Origin of the sequence: Alloalcanivorax gelatiniphagus (assembly GCF_005938655.1) — a bacterium.
GTDB classification, from domain to species: domain Bacteria; phylum Pseudomonadota; class Gammaproteobacteria; order Pseudomonadales; family Alcanivoracaceae; genus Alloalcanivorax; species Alloalcanivorax gelatiniphagus.
This window is the reverse complement of the sequence record NZ_VCQT01000025.1, coordinates 74,061-98,930: the sequence shown is the minus strand read 5'-3', so window position 1 is coordinate 98,930 and position 24,870 is coordinate 74,061. Positions and strand designations below refer to the sequence as shown.

The window sequence follows — 24,870 nt, the reverse complement described above, 5'->3', positions numbered from 1 at the left end:
CGGCGGAATGGATTCAGACCGTACCGACGTTTTGATAGACGTGTTTCAGCTCGGTGAAGTCCATCAATGCATCGAAGCCGTGCAGGCGGCCGAGGCCGCTCTTGCGATAGCCACCGGTCTCCGCCTCGGCGAACAGCTTGTTATGGTCGTTGATCCATACTGTACCATCGCGGAGCGCCCGGGCCACGCGTAAGGCGCGGGCACCGTCCCGCGTCCAGACACTGGCGGACAGGCCGAACTCGGTATGATTGGCCCGCGCCACGGCTTCCGCCTCGTCCTCGAAGCTCTCCAGCACCAGCAACGGCCCGAAAATCTCCTCCTGACAGAAGAAGGCGCCGCTGTCCCGATGGTGGATCAGGCTCGGTAGCAGGAAGGCGCCGTCCCGCAGGGCGGGATCGTCCGGCAGGCCGCCGGCGAGAATCACCTGGTCGCAGCTTTGCTCCGCCTGGTCCATGCGGCGGCCCACCAGGTCCCGGGCCCGGTGATCGATCAGTGGGCCAATGCGGCTGTCCGGCGTCAGGCCGTGGCCCAGGGGCAGGGCGGCCAGGGCGGCGCCCAGGGCCTTTTTCATGGCCTCCAGCCGGCTGGCGTGCACCAGCACCCGGCGCGCGGCGGTGCACTGCTGCCCGGAAATAATAGTGGCCGCCGCCGCCAGCCGTGGCGCGATGTCTTCCACGTCCGCGTCCTCGAACACCAGGCAGCAGGACTTGCCGCCCAGCTCCAGGGACAGCTTTTTCATGGTCGGTGCCGCGTCCTGCATGATGCGCGTGCCAGTGGCGGTGGAGCCGGTGAAGCTGAGCACATCCACCTGGGCACTGGTAACCAGATGGGCGGCACCCTGGTGGCCGCTTTCCATGAATAGATTGACCACGCCGGGGGGCAGGGCGTCCAGCGCCAGCAGCGGCTCCAGAATGGCGGCGTTGAACAGGGCGGTCTGCGGCGCCGGCTTGATCACGGTGGTACAGCCCGCCGCCAGGGCCGGCGCCAGGGCGCGTACCAGCAATACCGCCGGGGCGTTCCAGGGAATGATCAGCCCGGCCACGCCGGCGGGCTCGCGGAACAGGGTGGAGAACTCCCCCGGTGCCACTTCCATGGCCGGGCCCGGGTTATGCCGCGCCAGGCCGGCGTAATAGAGGATTTCCGAGATGGCGCCGCCGATTTCGCCCAGGGACTGGGCCAGCGGTTTGCCGTTCTCCAGGGTCAGCAGGCGCGCCAGCTGGTCGCGGCGCGGCTCCAGGGCCGCCGCCCAGGCCAGCAATACCTGCTGGCGCAGACGGGGATTCTGGCTCCACAGCGGATCGGCGAAGGCGGCCGCGGCGGCCTCCACGGCGGCCCGGGCCTGGGCTTCGCCGCCTTCCGCGAAGGCGCCCAGTCGGTCGCCGTTGGCCGGGTCCAGGCTGTCCACCCAGCCGTCGCCGTCGATCCAGTCGCCATTGATGTGATGTCGTACCTGCATGTTGTTGTTCTCCTGGGAGGCATCCCAAAAAAGGCGCGGCCGCCACCCGCTAGGAGGGCGACGACCGGCACCGAGGTTAACGGGAGGGAGCGAGCCGTTGCTGCCAGTCGTCGCCGGCGGGTTCGCTGACGGCGGCGAGATCCACGTCCTGCTCACCGGGCACGCGGATACGCTTGAAGCGCATGGTCGGGGCGTCCAGGGGCACGGTGGCGTCGAAGCCCATTTTCGAACCGACCCCGTCCCGGGTGGAGGGGTCCAGTTTGGAGCCCTGGCTGTCGTGCACCAGCACCAGGTCGCGGTCGGCCTGGAAGCGGGTGGCCACCGCCCATTCCACCTCGTTGGGGTCGTGAATGTTCACGTCGGTATCCACCACCACCACGTGTTTGATGTCGTAATGGCCGCCCAGAGCACCGAGGATCACGTTCTTGCCTTCCCCTTCCGAGCGCTTGTCGATCTGTACGTAGAGGTGATAGCGGCAAACTCCACCCCGTGCCAGGTGCACGTCGCGCACCGACGGGAAGCTGCGCTGCAGGTGGGCCAGCATGGTGGCCTCGCGGGGGATGCCGCCGAGCAGCAGATGCTCCAGACCGCCGCCGACGATGGTGTGGAACAGCGGGGCCTGGCGTTGGGTAATGGCGTCCACCTCGATCACGTGCCGTTCGGCGCGCTCACCGTAATACTGTGGAAACTCCCCGAACGGTCCTTCCTGCTCGCGGGTGTTGGCCAGCAGCCGGCCTTCGATGACGATCTCCGCGTCGGCGGGCACGCGAATACGGTTGGTCACGCATTGCGCCACCCGCAGTGGCCGGCCGTGCAGGGCGCCGGCGATTTCCAGTTCGTCGTGGTCCAGCGGCACGATGGCCTGGGAGGCCATCAGGGTCAGTGGATCGTTGCCAACCACCACGGCCACTTCCAGATCCTCACCGGCGCTCTCCGTCTCCTGGAAATAGGCCAGGGTGTGGCGGGGCAGCAACAGCGCGCCCAGGCGATTGGCGCTGCTCACCTGCAGCCGGTGAATGGAGACGTTCTGCACGCCGGTGCGCGGATTGCGGCTGATCAGCAGACCGGCGGTGATGTAGGCACCGCTGTCGTGTTCGTTGTGGGTGGGAATCGGCAACTGTCGCAGCAGATCCACGTCCCGGTGCACCACCTCCTGGCAGGGGGCGTCGTCCACTTCCCGCCAGGCAATCGGATTCAGGCTGGCGTCCTGGAAACGAGCCAGCACGTCGGCGGGCGCCACGCCCATGGCCTCGGCCATCCAGCCCCGGTCGGAGAGCAAACCGGAGATCACCGGAATCGGATGGCCGCCGGGCTCAACAAACAGGGAGGCACTGTGGCTGTCGAGCCGGTTGGCAATGGCCGCCACCTCGAAGCGCAGATCGGTACCCGCACGGATCACGCTCAGCCGCCCGCTCTTCTGCAGGTGATCGAGCCAGCCGCGCAGGCTGGTGCCGGGTGGATGGCCGTCCTGATTGGCGATGGGATTCGCCGGCCCGGCGGCGTCGGAGGGCAGGGTGGGCATGTCAGCATCCTTTGTCCGTTTTTGTTTGCCGTCATGCTATAAGCCGGTCCGCCACCTTCCTATTAAGCATTTCTGATGCACTTCATCAGCAGCGGAGATAACGCCGTCCCATACGGCGAACCGGCTTGTCCCGTGATGTAAGAAAAAACACGCCAGCTTTCCATAATGTTCGGTGATCGGACGAATCACTATAAGTTAATGGGCGGCGTTCACGGCGCTGTGATAGCGTTTTTGAAGATCAGGAAATAACTAAAAACAAATACTTGCAGAAGAAAAAAGGTAGTCCGATGAAAACAACCAACGTTTGCTTTCGGGTATTGATGTGTGTCGTCGTCCTGGCGTTCAGCGCGGTGGCCGGCGCCAAGGAACTGAAACTCGGATTGATCGTCCCCGGCGATCACGCCTGGAGTCAGGCAGCCCGCGAGATGGGCAAGGAACTGGAACAGCGGACCGACGGCCGCTACAGCGTGACCCTGTTTCCCGCCGGGCAGCTTGGCAGCGAAGCGCAGATGCTTCAGCAAATGCAGACCGGTGCCCTGGACATGTCCTTTATGACCGTGGCCCAGGTGGTCAACCGGGTGCCAGAGTTCGGTGCCCTGTTCGCGCCTTATCTGGTTAAAAACGAAAAGCAGGCCGATCAGCTTCTCAGAGGGCCCGCCGCCCAGGGATTGCTGGAAAAACTGCCGGTAAAAACCGGCACCGTGGGCCTCGGCTACGGCGTCGCCGGTATGCGCATGATGCTCAATGCCTTCCCCTCCGATAACGTGGCCGCCCTGGAAGGCCGCAAAATCCGCATTACTCCGTTCCCGCCGGTGCAGGATTTCTACCGCCTGCTTGGCGCGGTCTCCACGCCGATGCCGCTCACCGATGTGTACGACGCCCTGGCCAACGGCCAGGTGGACGGCGTGGATGCCGACCTGGAACTGGTCTGGAAGCTGCGTCTCTACGAGCGCGCCAAGAACCTGCTGCTCAGCGGCCACATGATGTTTCCGGTGGTCGGTCTGGTATCCGGCCGCACCTGGGCCGGCATGAGCCAGGAAGACCGCGACGTGCTCCGTGAACTGACCCGCAAACATCTGGGAGAACTGGCCGCCTATTACATGGCGTTCGGTGAGAAGACCCGCGCCGATATCGAAAGCGAAGGTGTCAATGTGGTGGAAGCGGGCCCGGCCTACTTCGGCGACAAACTGGATCAGTGGGAAAAGATCTGGATCGAGAAAGCCCCGGTGCTCTCCGAGCTTCGCAAGGAAGCCGAACAACTCTGAGCCCACGCGGGCCGCCGATCCGGCGGCCCGTTCCCTGAACCCTCCGCCGTCAGGAAACCGCCACTATGATTCAGGCGTTGAGCAACGGCCTGGCGCGCGTCGAACGCGCTGCCGTCCGTCTTCTTGTGGTCGCCCTGCCGATCATGATTCTGGTGAATGTGTTTGGTCGCTTCTTCAAGACACCGATCTTCTGGCTCGACGAGTTGGCGGTGTTGATGATGGTGTGGCTGGCCATGCTGGGGCTGAGCATCACGCTGAAGAGCCGCGACGCGGTGGCGGTGACGCTGGTCACCGGCGCGGTACCGCCCACCGCGCGCAAGACGCTGCAGGTGCTGTCCGATCTGGTGGTGCTGGGCTTCTGCCTGGCGCTGATCGTGCTCTGCTATCGCTGGTTCAATCCGCTGCTGCTGATCAACAGCGACTTCAATATCGAAACCTTCGCCGCCGACAGCTTCAACTACATCTATCAGGAGCCCACCGAAACCCTGGGCGTGCCCAAGTTCTGGTTCTGGCTGATCCTGCCGGTGGTGTCGGTGACCAGTAGCGTGCACGCGCTGGCCAACCTGTTGCGTACCTGCCGGACCCCGGGCGCCGACTTCGTCGATCAGCCCGAACCACGGCCGTTGGCGGAGTAAACCCATGGTAGCCGTTATCTTTCTCGTTCTGCTCTTTATCGGCGTTCCCATCGCGCTGGTGCTGGCGGTCAGTGCCATGGCCTACATCGTCAGCAGTGACAACGCGGTGTTGTTTCTGTCCTATCCGCAGCAGTTCTTCGGCGGGCTCAGCCAGTACGGCCTGCTGGCCATTCCTCTGTTCATGCTGGTGGGCGAATTGATGAACGAAGGCGGGTTGACCCGCCGCCTGGTGGCCTTCGCCTCGGTGTTTCTCGGCTCAATTCGTGGCGGCCTGGCGTACATCAATATCCTAGCCAATATGATGCTGGCTTCCATCGTCGGTTCCGCCAACGCCCAGGTGGCGGTGATGTCCCAGGTGATGGTGCCGGAGATGCATCGCAAGGGCTACGACCGCAGCTTCGCCACCGCCACCACCGCCGCCGGTGCCTTGCTGGCGCCGGTGATACCACCGTCCATGCTGTTCGTGATCTTCGGTGTGCTGGCGCAGATCTCCATCGGCGACCTGTTTATCGCCGGCATCGTTCCGGGCCTGCTGATGGCGGCGGGCTTTATTCTGGTGATCGCGTTGCTCGGCTTTATCCATGAATACCCGAGAAACGAACGTCTCACCCTGCGCCAGGCCCTGCACAACGTGGTGGCCAGCATTCCCTCCCTGAGCGTGCCGGTGGTGATGATCGGCAGCATCGTCGGCGGCCTGGCCACGCCCACCGAGGCCGCCGCCGTGGGCGCCGCCATGGCGGTGCTGGTGGGCCGCTTCGCCCACGGTGAGATGAAGACCGAGCGCATGGGCGAGATGCTGCTGCGCGTCGGCATCAACAGTGGCGTGGTGCTGGCCCTGGTGGCGGCGGCGGCGGTGTTCGGCTGGGTCATCATCTACGAACAGCTGCCACAAGCACTGGGCGCGCTGATGCAAAGCATGACCTCCGACCCATTCGTCTACCTGCTGCTGTTGATGGGCCTGCTGTTGATGGTGGGCATGGTACTGGACGGCATTGCCGCCCTGATTCTGCTGGTGCCCATCGTGCTGCCGGTGGCGCAGTCCGTGTACGGCATCAACCCCTATCACCTGGGCGTGCTGATGTGCATCAACCTGACCCTGGGGCTGCTGACGCCGCCGGTGGGTGCCGCCCTTTATGTGGCTTCCCGGGTCACCGGCTGCAAACCCGGCGACATTATCAAGGCGCTGCTGCCGTTCCTGCTGGTGACGGTGCTGGTACTGCTGCTGATCACCTGGATGCCCGATCTGGTCACCGCCTTCCTATAAGGAGAACTGCTATGAATCGCATGAAGAACAAGGTCGTCATCGTCACCGGTGGCGCCCAGGGTATCGGCGCCGCCTATGCCCGGGCGCTGGCGGCGGAGGGCGCAGACGTGGCCATCGCCGACGTGCTCGACGGCAGTGCCGTGGCCGCCGAGATCGAGGAGAGCGGGCAACGGGCTCTGTACATCAGGACCGACGTTACCGATCAGGCCCAGGCCCGGACCATGGCGGAAACCGTCAAGGAACGGTTTGGCCGCATCGATGTGCTGGTCAACAACGCCGCCATCTATGCCTCCCTGCAGATGCGTCCGTTCGACCAGATCGACCTGGACGAGTGGGACAAGGTGATGGCGGTGAACGTGCGCGGCCCCTTTGTCTGCGCCCGCGCCGTGGCTCCGATCATGAAGGCGCAGAATTACGGTCGCATCATCAATATCTCCTCCGGCACGCCGTTCAAGGGCACGCCGGGCATGCTGCATTACGTCACCTCCAAGGGCGCCATCCTGACCCTGACCCGGGGTCTGGCCCGGGAGCTGGGTGAGTTCGGCATCGCCGTGAATACCCTGGCCCCCGGCCTGGTGCTCAGCGAAGGGGTGATTGCCAACGAAGCCATGCGCGACACCCTGACCGCGCCGGTACTGGCCAGCCGCGCCCTCAAGCGCGACCAGATGCCGGAAGACCTGATCGGCCCGCTGCTGTTCCTGGCGTCCGACGACAGCGCCTTCATGACCGGCGAAACCGTGGTGGTGGACGGCGGCTCGGTGATGCACTGATCCCACGCCGGCCCCGGCACCTCCATACCTCCGCCATCAATAAGATCAATAAGCATTCCAACAAATCACGATGGGAGCGGACCATGAAACCCAGTAGAGAAGAGGTCATTGTTGAAAAGTCCCATGCTTTTCGCGAGCAATACCGGGCGGCCACACCCGCCTGGTACCGGGGCGAAATGCACCTGGCGTTCACCCTGGTGTTCACCTTTGGTGTGATTCTGTTCTGCGCCACCCGCCTGGATGACACCACCTGGCCGGAATGGCTGTGCGTGGTGGTGCCCATGCTGGTGTTCGGCAACTGGGCGGAATGGGCCGGGCACCGCTACCTGCTGCACAGCCCGCGCAGCCTGTTGAAGTCCGCCTACAAGCGCCACGTGGCCACCCACCACCAGTTCTTCTCCCACCGCACCCTGGATTACCACGGTCAACGTGACTGGCGGGCGCTGCTGTTCCCGCCGTTCGCGCCGGTGCTGTTCGTCGGCGCGGCGGTGCCGCCGGCCCTGTTGCTGGGCATGCTGTGGTCCGCCAACGCCGGCTACATCGCGGTGCTGACCATGGCCGCCTACTTTCTGATGTACGAAGGTCTGCACACCGCCTCGCACCTGGAGCATCCGATTCTGGACCGCTTGCCGCTGGTGAACACGGTGCGGCGCATGCACGTGCTGCACCATAATCCGGACTTCATGCACACCCACAATTTCAACCTCACCTTCCCGCTCTGCGATGCCCTGTTCGGCACCAGTGACCTGAACAAGAGCGTGGTCGGCACCCTGTTCAACGGCCAGTCCGATGACGCCCGCAAGCCGGAGATTCAGGCCAAGCTGGATGCGCAGAAGAAACCCAGACCGGAGCGCGGTGCACCGGCGGGCGAGTGATCGCGGCTGAAGCCGCTCCTACTGTGTTCCGTGGAGCGGGATGGGCTTCAACGTTCAGCCAACCGGGCGTATTCGAGCAGATGCCCGGTTTCGCCCCCACCGGGTGCCGCCATGGCCATGGCTTTGCGACGGAACAGGCCGATATCGTGCTCGTCGGAAAAGCCGATGGCACCGTGGCATTGAATGGCTTCGGCGGTGATGCGCAGCGCGCCGGCGCCGGCCCGGGCCACGGCGGCGCGCGCCGCGGCGGCCTGCCCCTCGGTGCCCCGTGCCAGGCACGCTTCGGTCAGCAGTGCCCGGGCAGCGATCAGATCCACGTGGCAGGTCGCCATCCGGTGCTGTAACGCCTGGAAGGTGCCCAGAGCACGACCGAACTGGTTGCGCAGGCGCAGATAGTCGAGGGTGATATCGAGTGCCGCCCCGGCCAGGCCGTTCAGGTAAGCGGCCCGGGCCAGCCACTGCAGATCGCGGCCATCGGCGAAGACCGCCCGCGCCTCGTCATCCTCGGCAAGCCGGGGCGCGTCCCGCCATACCGACGGCGACAGAACCAGGCGGGTGAGGCTGCCGCCGTCCACGCAGCTCTGGCGCGTGGCCTGGATACCGGCCTGCTGCTCGCACAGCATCACCAGGCGCGCGCCGTCCTGATCCTCAACCAGAACCATCAGCTCGCTGCCCGGCGGGCAGTCCGGAATGTCGTTGATGGTCGAGGATTCCTGCGGCGCCAGCGGCTCCGGGAACAGCACCACGTTACGGTCTCCACGCAGCAGGGCGGTCAGGGCTCGGTCGGCGTTTTCGCCGCCGCAGGCGGACAGTGCCTGCGCCGACGCCACCGCGCCGATCAGCGGGTCGGGCAGCAGATAGTGGCCGGCCATGGCCGCCAGCGCGCAGGTCTGCTGCCAGCCCATGCCGGCGCCGCCGCGCGCCTCGGCCACGGCGATACCGAACCAGCCCGGTTCGGCGAAGCGCGCCCGCTGGGCGGCATCTTCATGGAAGCGCGGGTTGTCCTTGGCGTCTCGTGCACGGGCCAGGCCGCCGTGGCGTTCGGCGAACTGGCGCAGGCTGTCGGCCACCAGGGTGGAGTCGCTATCGGGGCGGTGGGTCATGAGCGGGCTCCGGTGGGCAGATTCAGAGTCTTCTGCGCGATCAGGGTACGTTGGATTTCATTGGTGCCGCCGTAGATGCTGAGGCGATGGGATTGCAGAAACATCTCGCTGTAATCCAGGGTCAGCGCGCCGTCCCGGCGCGGATCGCGGAGCGCCGCCGAAGCGCCGGCCAGCCGCTGCAGAGTGTCGAGCGTGCGCTGCACGGTCTCCGTGGCCAGCACCTTGAGGCTGGAGCAGTCCGCCGGCCGGCCGTCGTCGAGCGCCTCGGCGGCGGCCAGGTAGGCGGCGATCACCGCCTCGGTCTCGACCTCGGCCCGGGCGATGCGCTCGCGCAGCGGGCCCCGGGCGGTTTCGCGGTGTTCGGCCGAGGCGGCCAGGTGACGCAGCCGGGTCAGCGCTTTCAACGCCAGTGCCGGCGAGCCCAGGCGCAGGCGTTCCTCGTCCAGCAGGGCGGTGGCCACCGCCCAGCCCTGGTTCAAGGTGCCCACCACCTGATCCACCGGCACCCGCACGTCGTCGAAAAAGACCTCGCACAGCTCGTCGTCCCCGGCCAGGGTGGTGATCGGGCGGCGGGTGATGCCCGGCGAGGCCAGGTCGATAAGTATGAAGGTGATGCCTTCCTGGCGCCGGCGGCCCTTGCCGGTGCGGATCAGCGCGAACATCCAGTCCGCGTGGTGGCCCCAGGTGGTCCAGATCTTGTGACCGTTGATCACCAGGGTATCGCCGTCCAGCTCGCCTTTGGTGCGCAGGCTGGCCAGGTCCGAGCCGGCGCCCGGTTCCGAATAGCCCTGGCACCAGATCACGTCACCGTTCAGGATCGCTGGAAGATGACGGGCCCGTTGCTGCTCACTGCCGCGGTGCATCAGCAGCGGACCGATATGGTTCAGACCCTGGGTGGGCAGGTCCGGGGCGCCGGCCCGCGCCATTTCCTCCATCAGAATCACTTGCTCCACGGGCGTGGCCCCCAAGCCGCCGTGCTCCCGGGGCCAATGGGGCGCGATCCAGCCATGGGCGGCCAGGGTGCGGTACCAGGCCATGGCCTGGTCCGGCGGCGGACGGAAGGTAAGGTGCCGCAACGAATCGGGCAGGGTATGGGCCAGCCAGGCGGCGATGTCGGCGCGCCAGCGGGCTTGTGCTTCGGTCTCTGCTCTCAGCATATTTTTGCTCTCGGAAGGGTCGCTTCTCGATGACGGTCGTCAGGCCTGTCGGGCCTCGGCGGCTTGCGCCAGCGCGCGCTCGCGCAAAACCGGCTTGAGCACCTTGCCCAGCGGGGTACGTGGCAGGGCATCGACGAAGTACAGATATTTGGGCTTCTTGTAGCCGGCCAGACGCTGACGGGTGTGCTCGATCAGCTCCGTCTCGCTGACCCTGAGGCCGGGCACCGTCTCCACGAACGCCACCACCGCCTCGCCGAAGATCGCATCGGGAATGCCGATCACCGCCGCGTCGGCCACCGCCGGGTGCTCCACCAGCGCCTGCTCCACTTCCTTGGTGTAGATGTTGAAGCCGCCGGACAGCACCATGTCCTTTTTGCGGTCGACGATGTACAAGTAGCCGTCGGTGTCGAAGCGCGCCATGTCGCCGGTGTGCAGCCAGCCGTCGGTGAGGGCGGCGGCGCTTTCCTCCGGGCGGTTAAAGTAGCCTTGCATGGTGGTGAACCGCCCGGGGGTGCCCGAGCGCACCAGCATTTCGCCCACTTCCCCCACCGACACCTGCGTCCCCTGGGCGTTGACCAGCTTGACCTCCACGCCGGGCGTGGGCCGGCCCACGGAGCCCGGGTGGGAGAACTGCTCATCGTGTTCCAGGCTGGTGACCGATCCCACTTCGGTCATGGCGAAGAACGAGTGCAGACGGATCGCCGGCAGCAGCTCGATCAGTCGGCGTTTCAGGTCCACCGGGAACGCCTCGCCGGTGACGATCAGGTGGCGCAGGCTGCCACACCGACCGGCCTGCTCCTCGAGCAGCGGCATCAGCATGCGGCAGATGGTGGGTACCATTCCCAACGCGGTCACCTGTTCCCGCTCAATCGCCTCAATGGCGCCGGCGGGATCGAAGCGGTCCATGACGATCAGTGTGGCGCCCAGCAGCAGTGCGTTGAGCATGCGCGCCAGCCCGGTGCGGTGGGCCAGGGGTGTGGTGACCAGGAAACGGTCATCGCGGTCCAGCCCCCACTCGATGGCATTCAGAAAGCAATGCTGAACAATCAGATTGGAGTGGGTGATCAGCGCCCCTTTCGGCCGCCCGGTGGTGCCCGAGGTGTACATGATCATGCAGGCCTCGGCGTTCAGCGGCACCTCGGGCAGGGTTTCGTCGTTGGCGCGGTTCAGTTCGACCCAATTGAGGCAGCCGTCCACCGGCGCGTCCACCGCCACCCATCCGACCCCGGTGTGCCGCTGGCGAAGCGCCGCCAGGGCTGCGGCCTGGTCGGCGTGAAACAACACCAGCACCGGCTCGCTGTCGTCGATGAAGTAAGCCAGCTCCTGGGCGGTCATCCGGGTGTTGACGGGTACCACCACCGCGCCCACCGCGAAGGCGGCGAACACCGCCTGCACGAACTCGATGCCGTTGGGCAGATAGACCAGCACCCGCTGGCCCGGGGCGGCGCCGTGCTGGCGCATGCCCAGTGCCAGCGCGCGGGCCTGGCGATAAAGCTCGCCGTAGGTAACGCGCCGCCCGCCGATGACCACCGCGGTTTTTTCCGGCGAGCGGCGGGCGTGCGCCTGCAGGATGGTGTCCTGACGCATAATTCAGTGCTCCGACAAGATAAGGGGGTCCGGATCAGGCCCGGGTCAGGGCGAACGCGGGGTAGGGCTGGCCGTCGGACAAGGCGTCCCAGACCAGATGAACCGGTTTGCCGATCGCCAGCTCTTGCGGCTCGCAGTCGACGATATTGGCGATCAGGCGCACGCCCTCGTCGAGCTCCACGGTGGCCACGCACAGCGGCAGCCTGCCGTCCAGGCCCGGCCCGGGGATGCGCACCACGGTGCAGGCGTAAATCACACCGTCGCCCTTGACCGGTCGCCACTCCAGGGTGCGGCGTCCGGTGAAAATCGACACCGGGCGGGGGTAATGCTGAAAGCGCTGTGCTTCGGTGCAGTACTGCATCATCAGCCGGCCGTCCCGCGTCGCTTCCCAGAACGGTTGGGTGTCCACGTAGGCGTTGGCGCGCGGTGTCGGTCGTTGCATCGGTTTGCTGTCCATGGTCAGGCCTCCAGAATCATGGCGGAGCTGGTGCCCCAGTTGCGGGCGTAGGGGATGACGCCGATGCCGGTGACCAGCGCATTGCGGGCATCGTCCACCTGGGTGGCGCCGCCTTCCCCGAACAGTTGCCGCACCGCTTCGGCCAGGTTGAGGCCGCCGCTGGCGAGGCCCGGCTGGCCGGCGGAGATCTGCCCGCCGCCGGTATTCAGGGGCAGGGCGCCCCGGTGGGACAGATCGGTACGCAGCACGAAGTCGGAGGCTTCTCCCTTGGCGCAGAAGCCGAACGCTTCCAGCTGCATCAGAATGGCGATGGTGAAATCGTCGTAGGGTTGGAACATGCGGATCTCGGACGGCGTCAGGCCGGCCTTGCGCAGTAGCGCCGGGCCGATGCGGTCGAACCCGGATTCGGTGATGTCCGGCGTCGACTGGTTGCCATTGACGTTGGTGACCTCGGCGTAGGCCACCGGATAGGCGACACGGGTGAGGCCCAGCTGTTCGGCCCGTTTCTCGCTCATCACCAGGAAGGCATTGGCGCCGTCGCAGAACATCACGCTGTCCAGCAATCGCAGCGGATCGGCGATCACCCGGGACGCCAGATAATCGTCCATGCTCAGCGGCTTCTTGAACTTGGACAGCGCATTGGGATTGTGCAGAGCGTGCTCGCGCTGGGTGATGGCGATTTTGCCCAGAGCCTCCGGTTTCAGATCGTACTGATGGGCGTAGCGGCTCATCAGCAGACCGAAGGTGGCCGGAGGGCCCTGTACACCGGGCGGGTCCTGGAATTCGCCGCGAAAGGCGCCGTAGTTAGCCCGCCAGTCGGTGCTCGGAGCGTCCGCCGACAGCACCAGCGCGATTTCACAACTGCCATCGCGGATCGCCGACATGGCGCGGGCCACGCCACCGGTGGCGGAACAGCCGCCCATGCCGCCCAGATTCAGCCAGGTCGGCGTTAGCCCGAGGGCTTCGCACATATAGACCGCATAGAACGGATTGGAGGCTTCGCTGAGGGCGGTGGTCACCGACAGACCGTCGATCAGATCCTTGTCGATGCCGGTGCGCTCAAGCAGGCTGTCCAGGGCCTCGCCGGCGAAGTCGTAGGCACTGCGCCCGCTTTTGTAAAGCACCGGCGTTTCCGCGTAGCCGGCGATGACGATGTCTTTCTGTTTCATGGTGGTTACTCCCCACGGAACGACGGGCTGCGTTTGGCGCCGAACGCCGCCAGCCCCTCGTCCCGGTCGTGACTGAAATAAAGCATGAAGGACAGGTCGCCTTCGGCGTCCATGGCCTGGGGCAGCGGCTGGTCCAGGCCCTGATCGATGGCCAGCTTGCTGAACATCACCGACAGCGGTGCCGCGGCGCTGATGCCGGCGGCCAGCTCCCGGGCTTTGTCGAGCGCCGCGCCGGCCTCGGTGACATGGTTGACCAGCCGGTATTCCAGCGCCTCGCGGGCGCTCAGACGGCGCCCGGTCCAGATCATTTCCTTGGCCAGGGCGGCGCCGATACGGCGGGGCAGGGTGGCGGTGCCACCGCCACCGGGCATCATGCCGAGCCGCGCTTCCGGCAAACCCAGCCGGGCGTTCTCGCCGGCCACCAGCAGATCCCCCAGCAACGCCAGTTCCAGGCCGCCACCCAGGGCGTACCCTTCGATCACGGAGATCACCGGCTTGCTGTAGCGCTGCAGTTGGCGGAACAGTTGATTAACCGGCCGGGCGGTACGCCGGCGCCGATAGAAATCAAAATACTGATGCGCCTCGATGGTGAAGCCACTGGTGTCGATGCCGGCGCAGAAGGCTTTGTCGTTGCCGCGAATCAATACGCAGCTCACCGCACGATCCTGTTCCACCTCGGCGAGCAGCGAGCCGATCTCCTCGGCGGTGCGGTCGCGCAGGGTGTTCATCTTGGCCGGGCGGTTCAGAGTGACCTCCACCCAGCCATCGCGTCGCTCCATTTCTATATCTTCATAGCTCATGACAGGTCCTGATTTTCAGAGTAGTTCGGGTCGTGGCCCGCTGATTCCGTGTCGCCGCCGATGGCCTGGGCGATCTGGTCATGCAGGTCGGCCAGCGCTCGTGGATCACGGCGGGTCTGCTCACTGACGCTGAGTGCCAGGCAGACGCGCGCCGGCGCGTCCAGCACATAGATGCGGTCGGCGATGTCCAGGGCATCCTCGATGCGATGGGTAACGAACACGCAGGTTTTGCCTACTTCCCGCACGATGCGGGAAAAGTCCCGGCGCAAAACCTGGGAGGTCACGTGGTCCAGCTGGCTGAACACCTCGTCGAGGAAAATCAGCTCCGGATCCACCGCCAGGGCCCGTGCCAGAGACACCCTCTGGCGCATGCCGCCGGACAATTCGTGCACGTATTTGTGCTCGGCGCCTTCCAGCTTTACCCGCGCCAGCCAATGCAGTGCGGCTTCGCGGGCCTGGGATTTGGAATGGTTGAGGATCAGCAGGCCCAGTTCGGCGTTCTCCACCGCCGTGCGCCAGGGCAGCAGCCGGTCGGTCTGAAAGGCCACCGCCATCTTGCCGCGCAGGGCATCGAACTCCCGGGACGGGTCGGCGCCGCCCACGCGCACGGTTCCCTGGTCCGGGGCGATGGTGCCCATGGACAGGCTCATCACCGTGCTTTTACCAGCACCGGTGCGGCCAAGCAGAGCCACGATTTCGCCGCGCCGGACCGTCATCGACAGCTGATCCACCGCCAGGAAATCCCCGAAATGCTTACTCACATCCCGCATTTCGATAAAGGCGTCGCTTTGTGTCGTGGTCGTAGGGGTTGCTATCGGATTCATCGTACTTTGGCCTCCGCCCGCCATTTGAGAACGTGCCGTTCCACCAGGTTGAGCAGCGACTGCAGCACCAGATTGAGAACCACCAGCAGGAAGGTCCAGGCCAGCACATAGTCGATGCGGAATGTGGATTGGGCCAGGCTCATCCGTGAGCCGATCCCCACCGCCGAGGCCACCAGCTCGGCGAAGATCACCATGCGGATCGCATAGCCGATCACCGATTTGGTGGTCATGAAGACGTACTGGACGATGTGCGGTATCACCAGATAGCGCATCAGTTGCCAGCGCGAGGGACGGAAGCTCTCCATCATGTCGACCCATTCCTTGGGCATGGAACGCACCCCTTCGTAGACGTTGAGCGCGTAGAAGGGCAGCAGAATCACGGTAAGAATGAAGAAGATGCGAGCTTCCGGGTCCTTGAACCAGAACACCGCCACCAGCATCCAGGAGAGTGCCGGAATACCGGTGTCGATGATCACCAGGGAATTGAGGTAAGGGCCGAGCCGTCGGGAAGTGCCCATCAGCAGGCCGATCAACACCCCGAGCAACATGGAAAAGCCCACCGCCGCGGCCAGCCGCAGCAGCGTTACCGAGACGTGGTGCCAATCGCTGGTCAGCAATTCCAGCACCGCCTGGCCGACCACCAGCGGCGACGGCATGATGAACGGCGGCACGAAACGGCTGGCCACTTCCATGGCCAGAATCAACAGCACCGAGACCACGCACAGGGCGGTCAGGTCCCGCCGCCGGCCCGGCCTGGCCGCCGGGCGCGCGGCGGCCCGCGCGCCCAGGCGGGAGGGTGTCACGGATGAGGCGGTGCGCGCGGGCTGACTCATGCCGCGAAGAACCCGTCGTCCAGTTGGCGCGGCAGGGACCCGTTACGGATCAGGAAGCCGGCGGCGGTGCGCACCGCGTCGCGACCGTCCGGGGTGCTCATGGAGAGGTGCTTGAGCGCCATGCGACCGGAGGTGATCGCCAGCTTGAGGACCTCGGTCGGAAAGCCGGAGCGCTCGGCGGTCAGGCCCACGGCTTCATCCACGTCGCCCATGATGCCGTTGACGCAGGCACCGAATGCCTGGTCCAGCCGCTGCACCAGCTCCGGATCCCGCTCGGCCACTTCCCGGCGCACGGCGATGCCGAAGTAGGGCAGCTCCTTGCCAAGACGCTTGCGGTACTCGTCGCCGGCGTTGTACAGCACCCGCATATCCGGCGCCTTGACCAGGCCGGCGCTGATGTTGGGTTCCCAGGACAGCACCGCATCCGCACGATCGGCCATGGCCAGGGTGACGGCGGCGGCGGGATTGTCCACGTTCTGGACCCGCATGTACTGTTCCAGATCGATATCGTGCAGTTCCTTGATCACCGCGCGCATCATCCGATAGGTACCGCTGGATTGCGGCGCCGCGAAGATTTTTCCCTTGAGCGCTTGCAGGGTGCCCTCGCCGCCGCTGGGCGTGAGAATGTTGATCATGCTGCCGGTGCTGATCCCGCAAACGAACTGCACTTTGACGCCGGCCAGATAGCGGGCGGCGAAAGTGTCCCAGCTGCCGATACAGACGTCGTAATTTCCCGCGATAAAGTCGTTATAGTAGGTACCTACGGAGGCATAGGTAGTAGGCTTTTGAAGATTAAGCCGGTACTCCTTGTCGAGGCCCTTGGCGCGTAGATATTCCGAAATAAGAATGGTGAAGCCGGGCATCAGATTGGCCCAGCTCAGGCTGGCGGCCTGGGCGCGGCTGAGAGCCGGCAGGCCGATACTGGAAGCGCAGAGGCCGAAGGCCAGACTCTGTGCCGTGCCGCGAAGAAACTGTCGCCGATTGATATTTTGCATAGTGCTCTCCGATCCGTACCACGGGCGCTGTGCGGATATCCGTCGCGCCCGGGCACCGTGTATTTGTTGGAATTTTTAATCGGTGTTTTTTGCTACTTCTTGTCGTGATTAAGCTAGCAGCGCCCCCACACGGCGCCTAGCGCAGTAAGCAGGACACGGTGTTCGAATAATGGAACGCTCGGCGCCGTTATCCGTGTTTCAATTGATAAGAATTCGGGCAATCTGACGCCGGGCAGGATCGGCTGGCCTTTGTGAGGGGTACGCGGATGCATCACCGTTTGGACCTGAACACGCTCAGGCTTTTCTGTGAGGTCGCGGAGGCCGGCAGCATGACCCGTGCCTCCGAGCAATTAAGAATTTCCAAATCCACCATCAGTCGCCGGCTCGATCAGCTCGAGCAGCACTTCGGTGCCTTGCTGCTGAAACGGGGCGCCAAGGGGCTGGCATTGACCGAGATGGGGTCGGTGCTCTACGAGCAGGTGCAATGCCTGGTGTCGGAGATTGAGGAAATCGGCGTTAACGCGGCGGAACTGCAGGCCGGGCTAAGCGGCTCCCTGCGCGTCAGTATTCCGGTGGATTTCGGGGTCGGCTGGATCAGCCGTGCCATCGCCGGCTTTGTGTTGCGCTACCCGGAAGTCAATGTTGAGGTCGAGGTGAACAGCCGCGAGGTCAATCCGCGGGACGACCCCTATGACCTGACCATACAGCTGGGCCCGCTGAAGGAATCCAACCTGATCTACCGTCGTCTCGCCACCATTACCCGTGGCGTTTATGCCAGCCCGGATTATCTGCGGCGACGGGGCACGCCCCGGGCGGTGGAGGATTTCGCCCTGCACGATTGCGTGACCACCGATCAGCAGCGACAGAACGGGGTGTGGACGTTCCGCAATCAGATCAAGCACCAGTTTATCGAGGTGCAGGGCAAGGTGGTGGTGAACAATATCGCGGTGGCCCGGGAGCTGGCCATCGACGGGGTGGGGTTGAGCATGTTGCCGAACGTGATGTGCCGTAACGATGTAAAAAGCGGGCGGCTGGTGCGGGTGCTCACGGCCTGGGAAAGTCCGCCGGTGGAAGCCACCGCGCTGATACTCAGCCGCACCCGGGTGCCAGCGCGCACCCGGGCGTTTCTGGATTATCTGTCCGAGCGGCTGACCGATGAGCTGTAATGGCTGATCGCGGCTGACACGGTGCGCCGCCCGGCGGCTCGCCGTGGATATCGCGGTTGAAGCCGCCTCCTACCCCGTACCGTAGGAGCGCATATCGCGGCTGAAGCCGCTCCTACCCCGTACCGTGGGGGTGGATATCGCGGCTGAAGCCGCTCCTACCCCGTATCGTAGGAGCGGCTTTAGCCGCGATTCAGGGTTTCAGAATCGACGGGTCGATGGGCAGCTCGATGAGAAACGGACGATCCGCCTCCAGGGCCCGTTCAAACACCGCCGGGAAATGCTCGCTGTTTTCCACCCGTTCCGCCTCGGCCCCGAAGGCGCGGGCCAGGGCGACCAGGTCCGGATTAACCAGGTCGGTGCCGTAGCGCCGGCCCGGGTATTGCCGCTCCTGGTGCATGCGGATGGAACCGTAGGAGCCGTTGTTAACCACGATAACGATCACGTTGGCGCCATATTGCACGGCGGTGGCCAGTTCCTGGCAGGTCATCAGAAAGCAGCCGTCGCCGGCGAAACACACCGCCGGCCTTTGCCGGTCGGCGAGCTTGGCGGCGATCGCCGCCGGCAGGCCATAGCCCATGGAACCGGAGGTGGGCGCCAGGGCGCTGCCGAAGGCACGGAACGGATAGAAGCGGTGCACCCAGAGGGTGTAGTTGCCGGCGCCGTTGCTGATCACCGCCTCCGGCGGAAGTCGCTGGCCGAGCCATTCCACCACCCGGGCTAGTTGCATGGGGCCGGGGGCTTCGGTGGGCCGGGCCCAGTTCCGGTACACCTGGCCGGCCCGTTCCAGCCAGGTCCGGCGCTTGTCGTCCAGCGGCCGGTCGGCGCGCAGGGAGACGGTTTCGGCGAAACCCCGCACCCCGGCGCAGATCGCCAGATCGGTGTGATAGACGCGGCCCAGTTCTTCCGGCTGCGGGTGCACATGGATCAGTTGCTGATGGGGGCGGGGCACCTCCAGAAGTTGATAGTGGCGGGTGGTGATGTCGCCGAGCCGGGTGCCCACCGCCAGGATCAGATCCGCTTCCTCGATCAGCGCCGCCAGGGCCGGGTTCATACCCAGCCCGGCGTCGCCGGCGTACAACGGATGGCTGTTGTCGAAGCGGTCCTGACGGCGGAAGCCGGTGACCACCGGCAGTCCATGGACCTCCGCGAAACGGCGCAGTTTGTCGTGGCTTTCGGCGTCCCAGCCGGAGCCTCCGAACACCGCCAGCGGGCGGCGCGCCGCCGCCAGCCGGCGTTCCAGGGCGCGCACCTCGCGCACCGCCGGATAACTTTGCGCCGGCGTTACCGCGGCGGTGTTCACCGCCGCCACCGATTCATAGAGCAGGTCCTCGGCCAGGCCGATCACCACCGGTCCCTGGCGGCCGGAGCGGGCGGTGGCGAAGGCGCGGCCCAGATATTCCGGCAGCCGCTCGCTGTGCTGCAGGTCCACGGCCCACTTCGCCACCGAACCGAACAGCGCCTGCACGTCCACTTCCTGCCAGGCTTCCCGTTCCTGAAAGCCGCTCGGTACCTGGCCAACGAACACCAGCAGCGGGGTCGAGTCCTGGGCCGCCACGTGCAGGCCGGCCAGCGCGTTGGCGCTGCCCGGGCCACGGGTCACGAAGCACACTCCGGGCCGGCCGGTGAGCTTGGCATGGGCCTCGGCCATCATGGTGGCGCCGCCTTCCTGACGGCACACCACCAGTTCGATTTCCGGGGCGTCGTGCAGGGCGTCCAGCACCGGCAGAAAACTTTCTCCCGGTACCGTGAATACCCGGTCCACGCCGTTGCGACGCAGCAGGTCGACGATCACCTGGCCGCCGGTGCCTGTAGGCGCGTTGCTCGCCGTCATTGCGCTTTCGCCGCTTCCTGGTAGTACTTCTTGGCGCCGGGATGCAGCGGCACCGCCAGATTTTCAGCGGCGGCGGCGCCTTCCAGGGTCCAGCCGGCCATGGAACCGAACGAGCGCTGCACGCTTTTACGGCCTTCCATGATCGCCTTGGTGATCTGGTAGGCCTCTTCGTCCGGCATGTCCGCGTTGGCGTAGATGGAGGTGCTGAAGCCCACGCCCTTGACGGGCTCGCTCTGACCCTCGAACAGGTCCGCCGGCATGGTGGCCGGGGTGAAGCCGTATTTTTCCAGGTAGGCGATGGCGTCGTCGCTGAGGCTCAGGAAGCGCTGGCCGGGGGTGATCGACAGCTGCGAGGTGTTGGGGTGGCCGGCGGTGGTGATGCCGATGATCATGTCCAGCTTACCGTCACCGAACTGGTCCTGAAGAATGCTCAGGCTGGAGCGGCTGACGCTGCCGCCGAACGATTCGATGTCTTCGTAGCTGAGGCCATTGGCGGCCAGGATCAGGCGCGCGATGTATTCATTGAGACTGCCCTGGGGGCCGGTGCCGATGCGCACCGCCAGCTTGTTGTTCTTGATCTCAGCCAGGCTTTTGATGGTGCTGTCGTTCTGCACGGTGACGCGCTGATAGTACTGGTCCAGGCCACCCACAAGACCGCGAATATTGTCGATCTTTTTGTCGAACGGGCCGAAGCCGCGCTCGGCCCAGGACGCCACCGGCGGGAAGATCAGCGCCACGTCGGTGCGCTTGGCGGTGAGCAGCTTGGTGTTGGCGATGGCCATGGGCGTGCCCTGGATGTCCACGGTGGAACCCTGGGGCAGGCCGGCCAGCATTTCCGTGCGCAGGGCACCGGCGTAGGCGTACCAGGTGGTGCCGGTGGGGCCGGCGGCGAACTTGACCTTGACCGGGTCGGCGGCCCGGGCCGCGCCGGTCAGCGCCAGTAGGGCGGTGAACAGGGCGATGGCGAAATGCCGTAGGGTGAGATGTCGCATTTTTTGTTCTCCTGATTATGGAAAGTCGGGTCGAAGGTTATTCCCGGGCGGTGGCGGCCGGCTCGGGCTCCGCCGCCGCGCGGCGGCGCCACAGCTGGCCACCGAGCACCAGCGCCAGCAGCACCAGGCCGACCAGAGAGGCGGTCAGTTTGGGGGTGATCAGCAGTACCGCGGCGGCCAACAACAACAGCGATTCCAGCCTGGAATTGCGAGTACGCAGGAAGCCGGCCACGCAACCGGCCAGGGCATAGCAGCCGATGGCGGCGGTGACCGTGGCGGTGACGATCCGGGCCCATTCGCCCTGCAGCAACAGCGCCGGGCTGAAGGCGAAGGCGAACGCCACCAGGAAGCCGGCCAGGCTGTAGCGGAATGCGGCCCAACCGGTTTTCCAGACGTCCGCCTTGGCGATGCCGCCGGCGACGAAGGCGGCCAGTGCCACCGGTGGTGTGACCATGGACAGGGCGGCGAAGTACAGCACGAAGAAGTGCGAGGACAGCTGCGGCACGCCCAGCTTGTCCAGGGCCGGAATGGCGAGGATGGCGCCCATGATGTAGGCGGCGGTGGTAGGCATGCCCATGCCCATCACGATCACCATGATCATCACCAGCAGAAGAGCCGGGATCATCATGCCGCCGGACAGGGTGGTCACGAAGGTGCCGAAGGTCAGGCCCAGGTTGGTGCTGGAAGCGATGCCGACCACGATGCCGGCGCCGGCGCAGGGGATCGCCACGGCGATGGCACTGCGCGCGCCGGAGTCCAGCGCCTGCACCGAGTCGGCCACCACCGAGCGGACGGCGCCTACCAGGCCGTCGAGGCCGTGCTCGCGCAGGCCTTCCCAGCCGCGCGTGAACAGCCCCAGGAACACGGTCAGCCAGACTGCTTCCAGGGTGGCGGAGCTGAGCGCGCGGCCGGCCATGATCTGGTACACCAGCACGCCCACCGGGATCAGCAGATAGAGCCGCTTCAATACGCTGCCCCAGTCGGTGTCCAGTTCCGCCTTGGTCAGGCCGCTCAGGTTGTTGCGGCGGGCCAGCAGATCCACCACGAAGTACAGCGCCAGGTAGAACAACAGCGCCGGAATGATCGCCGCCAGCGCCACCTCGGCGTAGGGGATGCCCATGAACTGGGCGATCAGGAAGGCGGCGGCGCCCATCACCGGCGGCATCAACTGCCCACCGGTGGAGGAGGTGGCCTCAACGGCGGCGGCCTGCTCGGCGCGCATCCCGGAGCGCTTCATGGCGGGAATGGTGAACATCCCCATCACCGCCGCGTTGGCGGTGGCGCTGCCACTGACCGCGCCGAACAGGGTGGAAGAGACGATCGATACCTTGGCCATGCCACCACGCAGGCGACCCACCAGCAACATGGACAGATCCATGAACAGCTGGCCGCCGCCGAATAGCTGCAGGAAGGCGCCGAACAGCAGGAAATAGAACACCTGACCGTAGGAGACGATGCTGGGAATACCGAACACGCCCTCGTTTTGCATGGTCTGCAGATCGATAAAGGTCTCGAAGAACGACCGGCTGGGCTGGCCGTCGTGGCCGATAATCCGCAGCAGCGGCACTTCGCGCAGCAGCGGGCCACAGAACTGGTAGACCAGGAACACCAGGATCACGGTGGTCAGGCCCATGCCCAGGGAGCGGCGCACCGCTTCCACCACCAACGCCATGGTGACCACGCCGACCACCAGATCGGTGGTGGTGGGCAGATCGACCATGGCGATGCGGGTGATCAGGGTGTCGCCGCTCAGGTAGTAATGAACGGCGATGGCGGCGGCCACCGCCACCAGCAGGTAGTCACTGGCGCGGCTCACGCCGAAGCCGCCGCTGTGCTCTTCCTGGCGAGGGGTCAGCGGGTGAGTGATGAAGGTCAGCATGACGCCGAACATGACATGGATCGGCACCGCCACGATCAGCTCCAGCGGCGTGCCATAGACCATCCAGATCTGGAACAGGGCCCACAGCAGTGCCACCACGCTGCCCGGGTTACAGTACTTTCTCATGCCTGTGTCTCCTGGCGCCGGGCGGCGCCGAGTTCACCGAGCAGGGCGGAGGTGGCCACGCCCAGCAACAACGCCCAGAACGGCGAACTGATACCGAGCAGGGAGAACTTGCTCATCGCCACGGTCAGCGCCACGAAGGCCCCCACCTGACAGGGACCGTTCTTGCGGAACGCCTGCTGGAAGGCGCCCAGCAGCACACCGATCATGGCCAGGCCGGCGATCACCATGATCAGTGCTTTCGGCAGGGCGAGAATGAAAGGCACCGCGAAGCCCGCGAACAGCCCGAAAAGAATGAACAGCACGCCGTTGACCACCGAGGCGCCGTAACGCAGCCGGGGGTCCTCACCGGCCTGTTCGGAGGAACAGATGGCGGTCATCGGACCGGCGATATTGGCGTTATGGCCGCCGCACAGACCGGCCAGCAGGCCGCCGATGCCGCTGGCGATGGTCATGGCGTTGACCGGCGGCCGGTAGCCCTCGGCCATCAGCACGCCGATGGCCTGGGCGTTCTCCGCGCCGATCACCAGAGCGGTGAGCGGTACCGAGATGGCGAAGAACGCCTGCCAGGAGAATGCCGGCGTGGTGAAGGCCAGCATCACCAGCTCCAGGGACACCTGGGCGGTTTGCAGCTCACCGAACCACAGTGCCATGGCCAGACCGACCACCCCGGCCACCAGCACCGGCGGCACCGAGCGCAGCAGGCGGCCGGTGAGAAAGAAGGCGAGGGCGGCGATGCCGGCCACCCAGGGGTCCGCCACCACTGAGTCCACCGCGCCGGTGGCGAAGCGGAACAGGGCGCCGGCGATCATCGCCATGACGATGGGCACCGGCAGCCAGCTGGCCAGGCGGCCGATCAGACCACTGAAGCCCAGGGCCAGCACCAGCAGCCCGCTGGCGATAAAGGCGCCCACCGCTTCGTTGAACGGAATCATCTGCAGGGAGGCGGCCAGAATGGCGGCGCCGGGAATGGTATAGGCGCCGCTGATCGGCAGACGATAGCGCAACGCGAAGAACAGGCTGATCAGACCGCCCAGCACATAGATGCCGAATAGCCAGGCCACCGTCTGAGCGTTGGACAACCGCCCGGCCTCGGCGGCGTTCATAACGATCACCGCCGGGCCGGTGCAGCCGAATAACGCCGCCACCACCCCGGTGCTGAGCGTGCGGCTGTTGAAGGCGGCACGCAGAGGCGGACGGTTTCGTGCGCCGGTATCGAGGGGCACTTCGTGGGGCATGCTAAGCCTCCGTTTTTGTTATCAACCGGGTGTTATCAACCGAATGTTGTTATCCACCGGGCGCGGGCCGGCCCGGGCTGCTGTTGAGTGTGTGGTTCGGGCCTATTCGCCTTTGAACACCGCCGGGCGCTTGGCGTGAAACGCCTCCACGCCTTCCTTGAAATCGGCGGAGCTGCGCAGGCGGCTGTAGCAATGGCCTTCCATTTCGATGGCCACTCTCAGCGGCGAGTCCTCGTTGTCGTTGATCAGTTTTTTGGCGGTGCGCTGGGCCAGCGGCGAGAAGCGGCGCAGCTCTTCCACCAGGGCGTCGGTGGCGCTTTCCAGCTCGTCGTCCGGCACGCATTCGGTGACGAAGCCCCAGGCCAGGGCCTGCTCGCCGCTGATCCGCTTGGCGCGCATGACCATGTGCTTGGTGCGGGTGATGCCGATCATTTTCTGCAGCCGCGCGGAGCCTCCGGAGCCGGGGATCTGACCCAGGTTCTGTTCCGGCAGCGCATAGCGGGCGGTCTCCGAAGCGATGCGGAAATCGCAGGCCAGCGACAGCTCGAAGCCCACGCCGAAGGTGTAGCCCCGATTGGCGACGATCACCGGTTTGCTGCAACGCTCGGCGGCGGCCACGTTCCAGGCCAGTTTGGAAACGTGCTCCGGGGAGGCTTCCAGAAAGCCGCGGATGTCACCGCCGCTGGAAAAATGCTGGCCCTCGGCACGCACCACGATGACGCGCACGCCGGGGTGCGCGTCCAGCGCTTCGAACACCTGGCGCAGATATTCCCGCTGGCTCATGGCGATCACGTTGTAGGGCGGGCGGCTCAGGATAATGTCACCGCGCTCCTGGTCGGTGCGCAGTTCCACCTTGAAGCCGTCGAACTCGGTATTCAGAAACTTTTCAATCTCGGACACGTTCATCGTGTGGTTCCTTTTCTGGGTCA

22 protein-coding genes are annotated in these 24,870 nt (G+C 65.5%); 6 read left to right on the top strand and 16 right to left on the bottom strand.

Annotated elements, in window-relative coordinates; translation table 11 throughout:
- Positions 1 to 13: 13 nt before the first annotated feature.
- Positions 14 to 1,456, bottom strand: coding sequence for an aldehyde dehydrogenase family protein (locus FGS76_RS07260; RefSeq protein WP_138771953.1), 1,443 nt, complete (start codon positions 1,454 to 1,456; stop codon positions 14 to 16).
- A gap of 76 nt (positions 1,457 to 1,532) precedes the next feature.
- Positions 1,533 to 2,978 carry a UbiD family decarboxylase gene (locus FGS76_RS07255; RefSeq protein ID WP_138771952.1) on the bottom strand — a complete coding sequence of 482 codons (1,446 nt, stop codon included), beginning with the start codon at positions 2,976 to 2,978 and terminating at the stop codon, positions 1,533 to 1,535.
- Positions 2,979 to 3,298: 320 nt separating this feature from the next.
- On the opposite strand from FGS76_RS07255, the gene FGS76_RS07250 reads away from it, so the two are divergent.
- The 5 genes from FGS76_RS07250 to FGS76_RS07230 all read left to right on the top strand — a co-directional run bounded on the left by FGS76_RS07250 (position 3,299) and on the right by FGS76_RS07230 (position 7,787).
- Positions 3,299 to 4,243 (top strand): TRAP transporter substrate-binding protein, encoded by a 945-nt coding sequence (locus FGS76_RS07250; RefSeq protein ID WP_138771951.1) that lies wholly within the window; start codon positions 3,299 to 3,301, stop codon positions 4,241 to 4,243.
- Positions 4,244 to 4,308: 65 nt separating this feature from the next.
- The gene (locus FGS76_RS07245) at positions 4,309 to 4,878 is read left to right on the top strand and encodes a TRAP transporter small permease (protein WP_138771950.1); all 570 of its coding nucleotides are present in this window, start codon (positions 4,309 to 4,311) and stop codon (positions 4,876 to 4,878) included.
- 4 nt (positions 4,879 to 4,882) lie between these two features.
- A complete protein-coding gene (locus tag FGS76_RS07240) occupies positions 4,883 to 6,142 on the top strand; it encodes a TRAP transporter large permease (protein ID WP_138771949.1) in 1,260 nt (419 codons plus the stop codon).
- Positions 6,143 to 6,153: 11 nt separating this feature from the next.
- Positions 6,154 to 6,912, top strand: coding sequence for an SDR family NAD(P)-dependent oxidoreductase (locus FGS76_RS07235; RefSeq protein ID WP_138771948.1), 759 nt, complete (start codon positions 6,154 to 6,156; stop codon positions 6,910 to 6,912).
- Positions 6,913 to 6,995: 83 nt separating this feature from the next.
- Positions 6,996 to 7,787: a sterol desaturase family protein gene (locus FGS76_RS07230; protein ID WP_138771947.1), complete on the top strand. Its 792-nt coding sequence runs from the start codon at positions 6,996 to 6,998 to the stop codon at positions 7,785 to 7,787.
- A gap of 47 nt (positions 7,788 to 7,834) precedes the next feature.
- Here FGS76_RS07230 and FGS76_RS07225 read toward each other — a convergent pair whose 3' ends face one another.
- The 9 genes from FGS76_RS07225 to FGS76_RS07185 are packed head-to-tail and all read right to left on the bottom strand — an operon-like array spanning position 7,835 to position 16,712.
- Positions 7,835 to 8,890 carry an acyl-CoA dehydrogenase family protein gene (locus tag FGS76_RS07225; RefSeq protein WP_138771946.1) on the bottom strand — a complete coding sequence of 352 codons (1,056 nt, stop codon included), beginning with the start codon at positions 8,888 to 8,890 and terminating at the stop codon, positions 7,835 to 7,837.
- Positions 8,887 to 10,047, bottom strand: coding sequence for an acyl-CoA dehydrogenase family protein (locus tag FGS76_RS07220; protein WP_138771945.1), 1,161 nt, complete (start codon positions 10,045 to 10,047; stop codon positions 8,887 to 8,889). The genes FGS76_RS07225 and FGS76_RS07220 overlap by 4 nt, the downstream gene beginning before the upstream one ends.
- A gap of 39 nt (positions 10,048 to 10,086) precedes the next feature.
- Positions 10,087 to 11,634, bottom strand: coding sequence for a class I adenylate-forming enzyme family protein (locus FGS76_RS07215; RefSeq protein ID WP_138771944.1), 1,548 nt, complete (start codon positions 11,632 to 11,634; stop codon positions 10,087 to 10,089).
- A gap of 34 nt (positions 11,635 to 11,668) precedes the next feature.
- Positions 11,669 to 12,091: a Zn-ribbon domain-containing OB-fold protein gene (locus tag FGS76_RS07210; protein ID WP_138771943.1), complete on the bottom strand. Its 423-nt coding sequence runs from the start codon at positions 12,089 to 12,091 to the stop codon at positions 11,669 to 11,671.
- A 2-nt stretch (positions 12,092 to 12,093) separates the two neighbouring features.
- The gene (locus tag FGS76_RS07205; protein ID WP_138771942.1) at positions 12,094 to 13,260 is read right to left on the bottom strand and encodes a thiolase family protein; all 1,167 of its coding nucleotides are present in this window, start codon (positions 13,258 to 13,260) and stop codon (positions 12,094 to 12,096) included.
- Positions 13,261 to 13,265: 5 nt separating this feature from the next.
- On the bottom strand, positions 13,266 to 14,060 hold the full coding sequence (locus FGS76_RS07200; RefSeq protein WP_138771941.1) for an enoyl-CoA hydratase/isomerase family protein: 795 nt from the start codon (positions 14,058 to 14,060) through the stop codon (positions 13,266 to 13,268).
- Complete coding sequence (locus FGS76_RS07195; RefSeq protein ID WP_205717214.1) at positions 14,057 to 14,821, bottom strand: ABC transporter ATP-binding protein; 765 nt, start codon at positions 14,819 to 14,821, stop codon at positions 14,057 to 14,059. The genes FGS76_RS07200 and FGS76_RS07195 overlap by 4 nt, the downstream gene beginning before the upstream one ends.
- Positions 14,822 to 14,880: 59 nt before the next feature.
- Complete coding sequence (locus FGS76_RS07190; protein ID WP_205717213.1) at positions 14,881 to 15,717, bottom strand: ABC transporter permease; 837 nt, start codon at positions 15,715 to 15,717, stop codon at positions 14,881 to 14,883.
- Positions 15,714 to 16,712 (bottom strand): ABC transporter substrate-binding protein, encoded by a 999-nt coding sequence (locus tag FGS76_RS07185; RefSeq protein ID WP_205717212.1) that lies wholly within the window; start codon positions 16,710 to 16,712, stop codon positions 15,714 to 15,716. Before FGS76_RS07185 ends, FGS76_RS07190 begins: the two co-directional genes overlap by 4 nt.
- Positions 16,713 to 16,978: 266 nt before the next feature.
- Here FGS76_RS07185 and FGS76_RS07180 point away from each other — a divergent pair, with 266 nt between their 5' ends.
- A complete protein-coding gene (locus FGS76_RS07180; RefSeq protein ID WP_138771939.1) occupies positions 16,979 to 17,878 on the top strand; it encodes a LysR family transcriptional regulator in 900 nt (299 codons plus the stop codon).
- 190 nt (positions 17,879 to 18,068) lie between these two features.
- Here FGS76_RS07180 and FGS76_RS07175 read toward each other — a convergent pair whose 3' ends face one another.
- From FGS76_RS07175 to FGS76_RS07155, 5 genes are all read right to left on the bottom strand, one after another.
- Positions 18,069 to 19,709, bottom strand: coding sequence for a thiamine pyrophosphate-binding protein (locus tag FGS76_RS07175; RefSeq protein WP_138771938.1), 1,641 nt, complete (start codon positions 19,707 to 19,709; stop codon positions 18,069 to 18,071).
- Positions 19,706 to 20,701 carry a TAXI family TRAP transporter solute-binding subunit gene (locus tag FGS76_RS07170; RefSeq protein WP_138771937.1) on the bottom strand — a complete coding sequence of 332 codons (996 nt, stop codon included), beginning with the start codon at positions 20,699 to 20,701 and terminating at the stop codon, positions 19,706 to 19,708. The genes FGS76_RS07175 and FGS76_RS07170 overlap by 4 nt, the downstream gene beginning before the upstream one ends.
- Positions 20,702 to 20,738: 37 nt before the next feature.
- Positions 20,739 to 22,706: a TRAP transporter permease gene (locus tag FGS76_RS07165; RefSeq protein WP_138771936.1), complete on the bottom strand. Its 1,968-nt coding sequence runs from the start codon at positions 22,704 to 22,706 to the stop codon at positions 20,739 to 20,741.
- Positions 22,703 to 23,941 carry a benzoate/H(+) symporter BenE family transporter gene (locus FGS76_RS07160; protein WP_138771935.1) on the bottom strand — a complete coding sequence of 413 codons (1,239 nt, stop codon included), beginning with the start codon at positions 23,939 to 23,941 and terminating at the stop codon, positions 22,703 to 22,705. Before FGS76_RS07160 ends, FGS76_RS07165 begins: the two co-directional genes overlap by 4 nt.
- Positions 23,942 to 24,043: 102 nt before the next feature.
- Positions 24,044 to 24,847, bottom strand: a complete 804-nt coding sequence (locus FGS76_RS07155; RefSeq protein WP_138771934.1) for an enoyl-CoA hydratase/isomerase family protein — start codon at positions 24,845 to 24,847, stop codon at positions 24,044 to 24,046.
- Between the last annotated feature and the right edge of the window lie 23 nt (positions 24,848 to 24,870).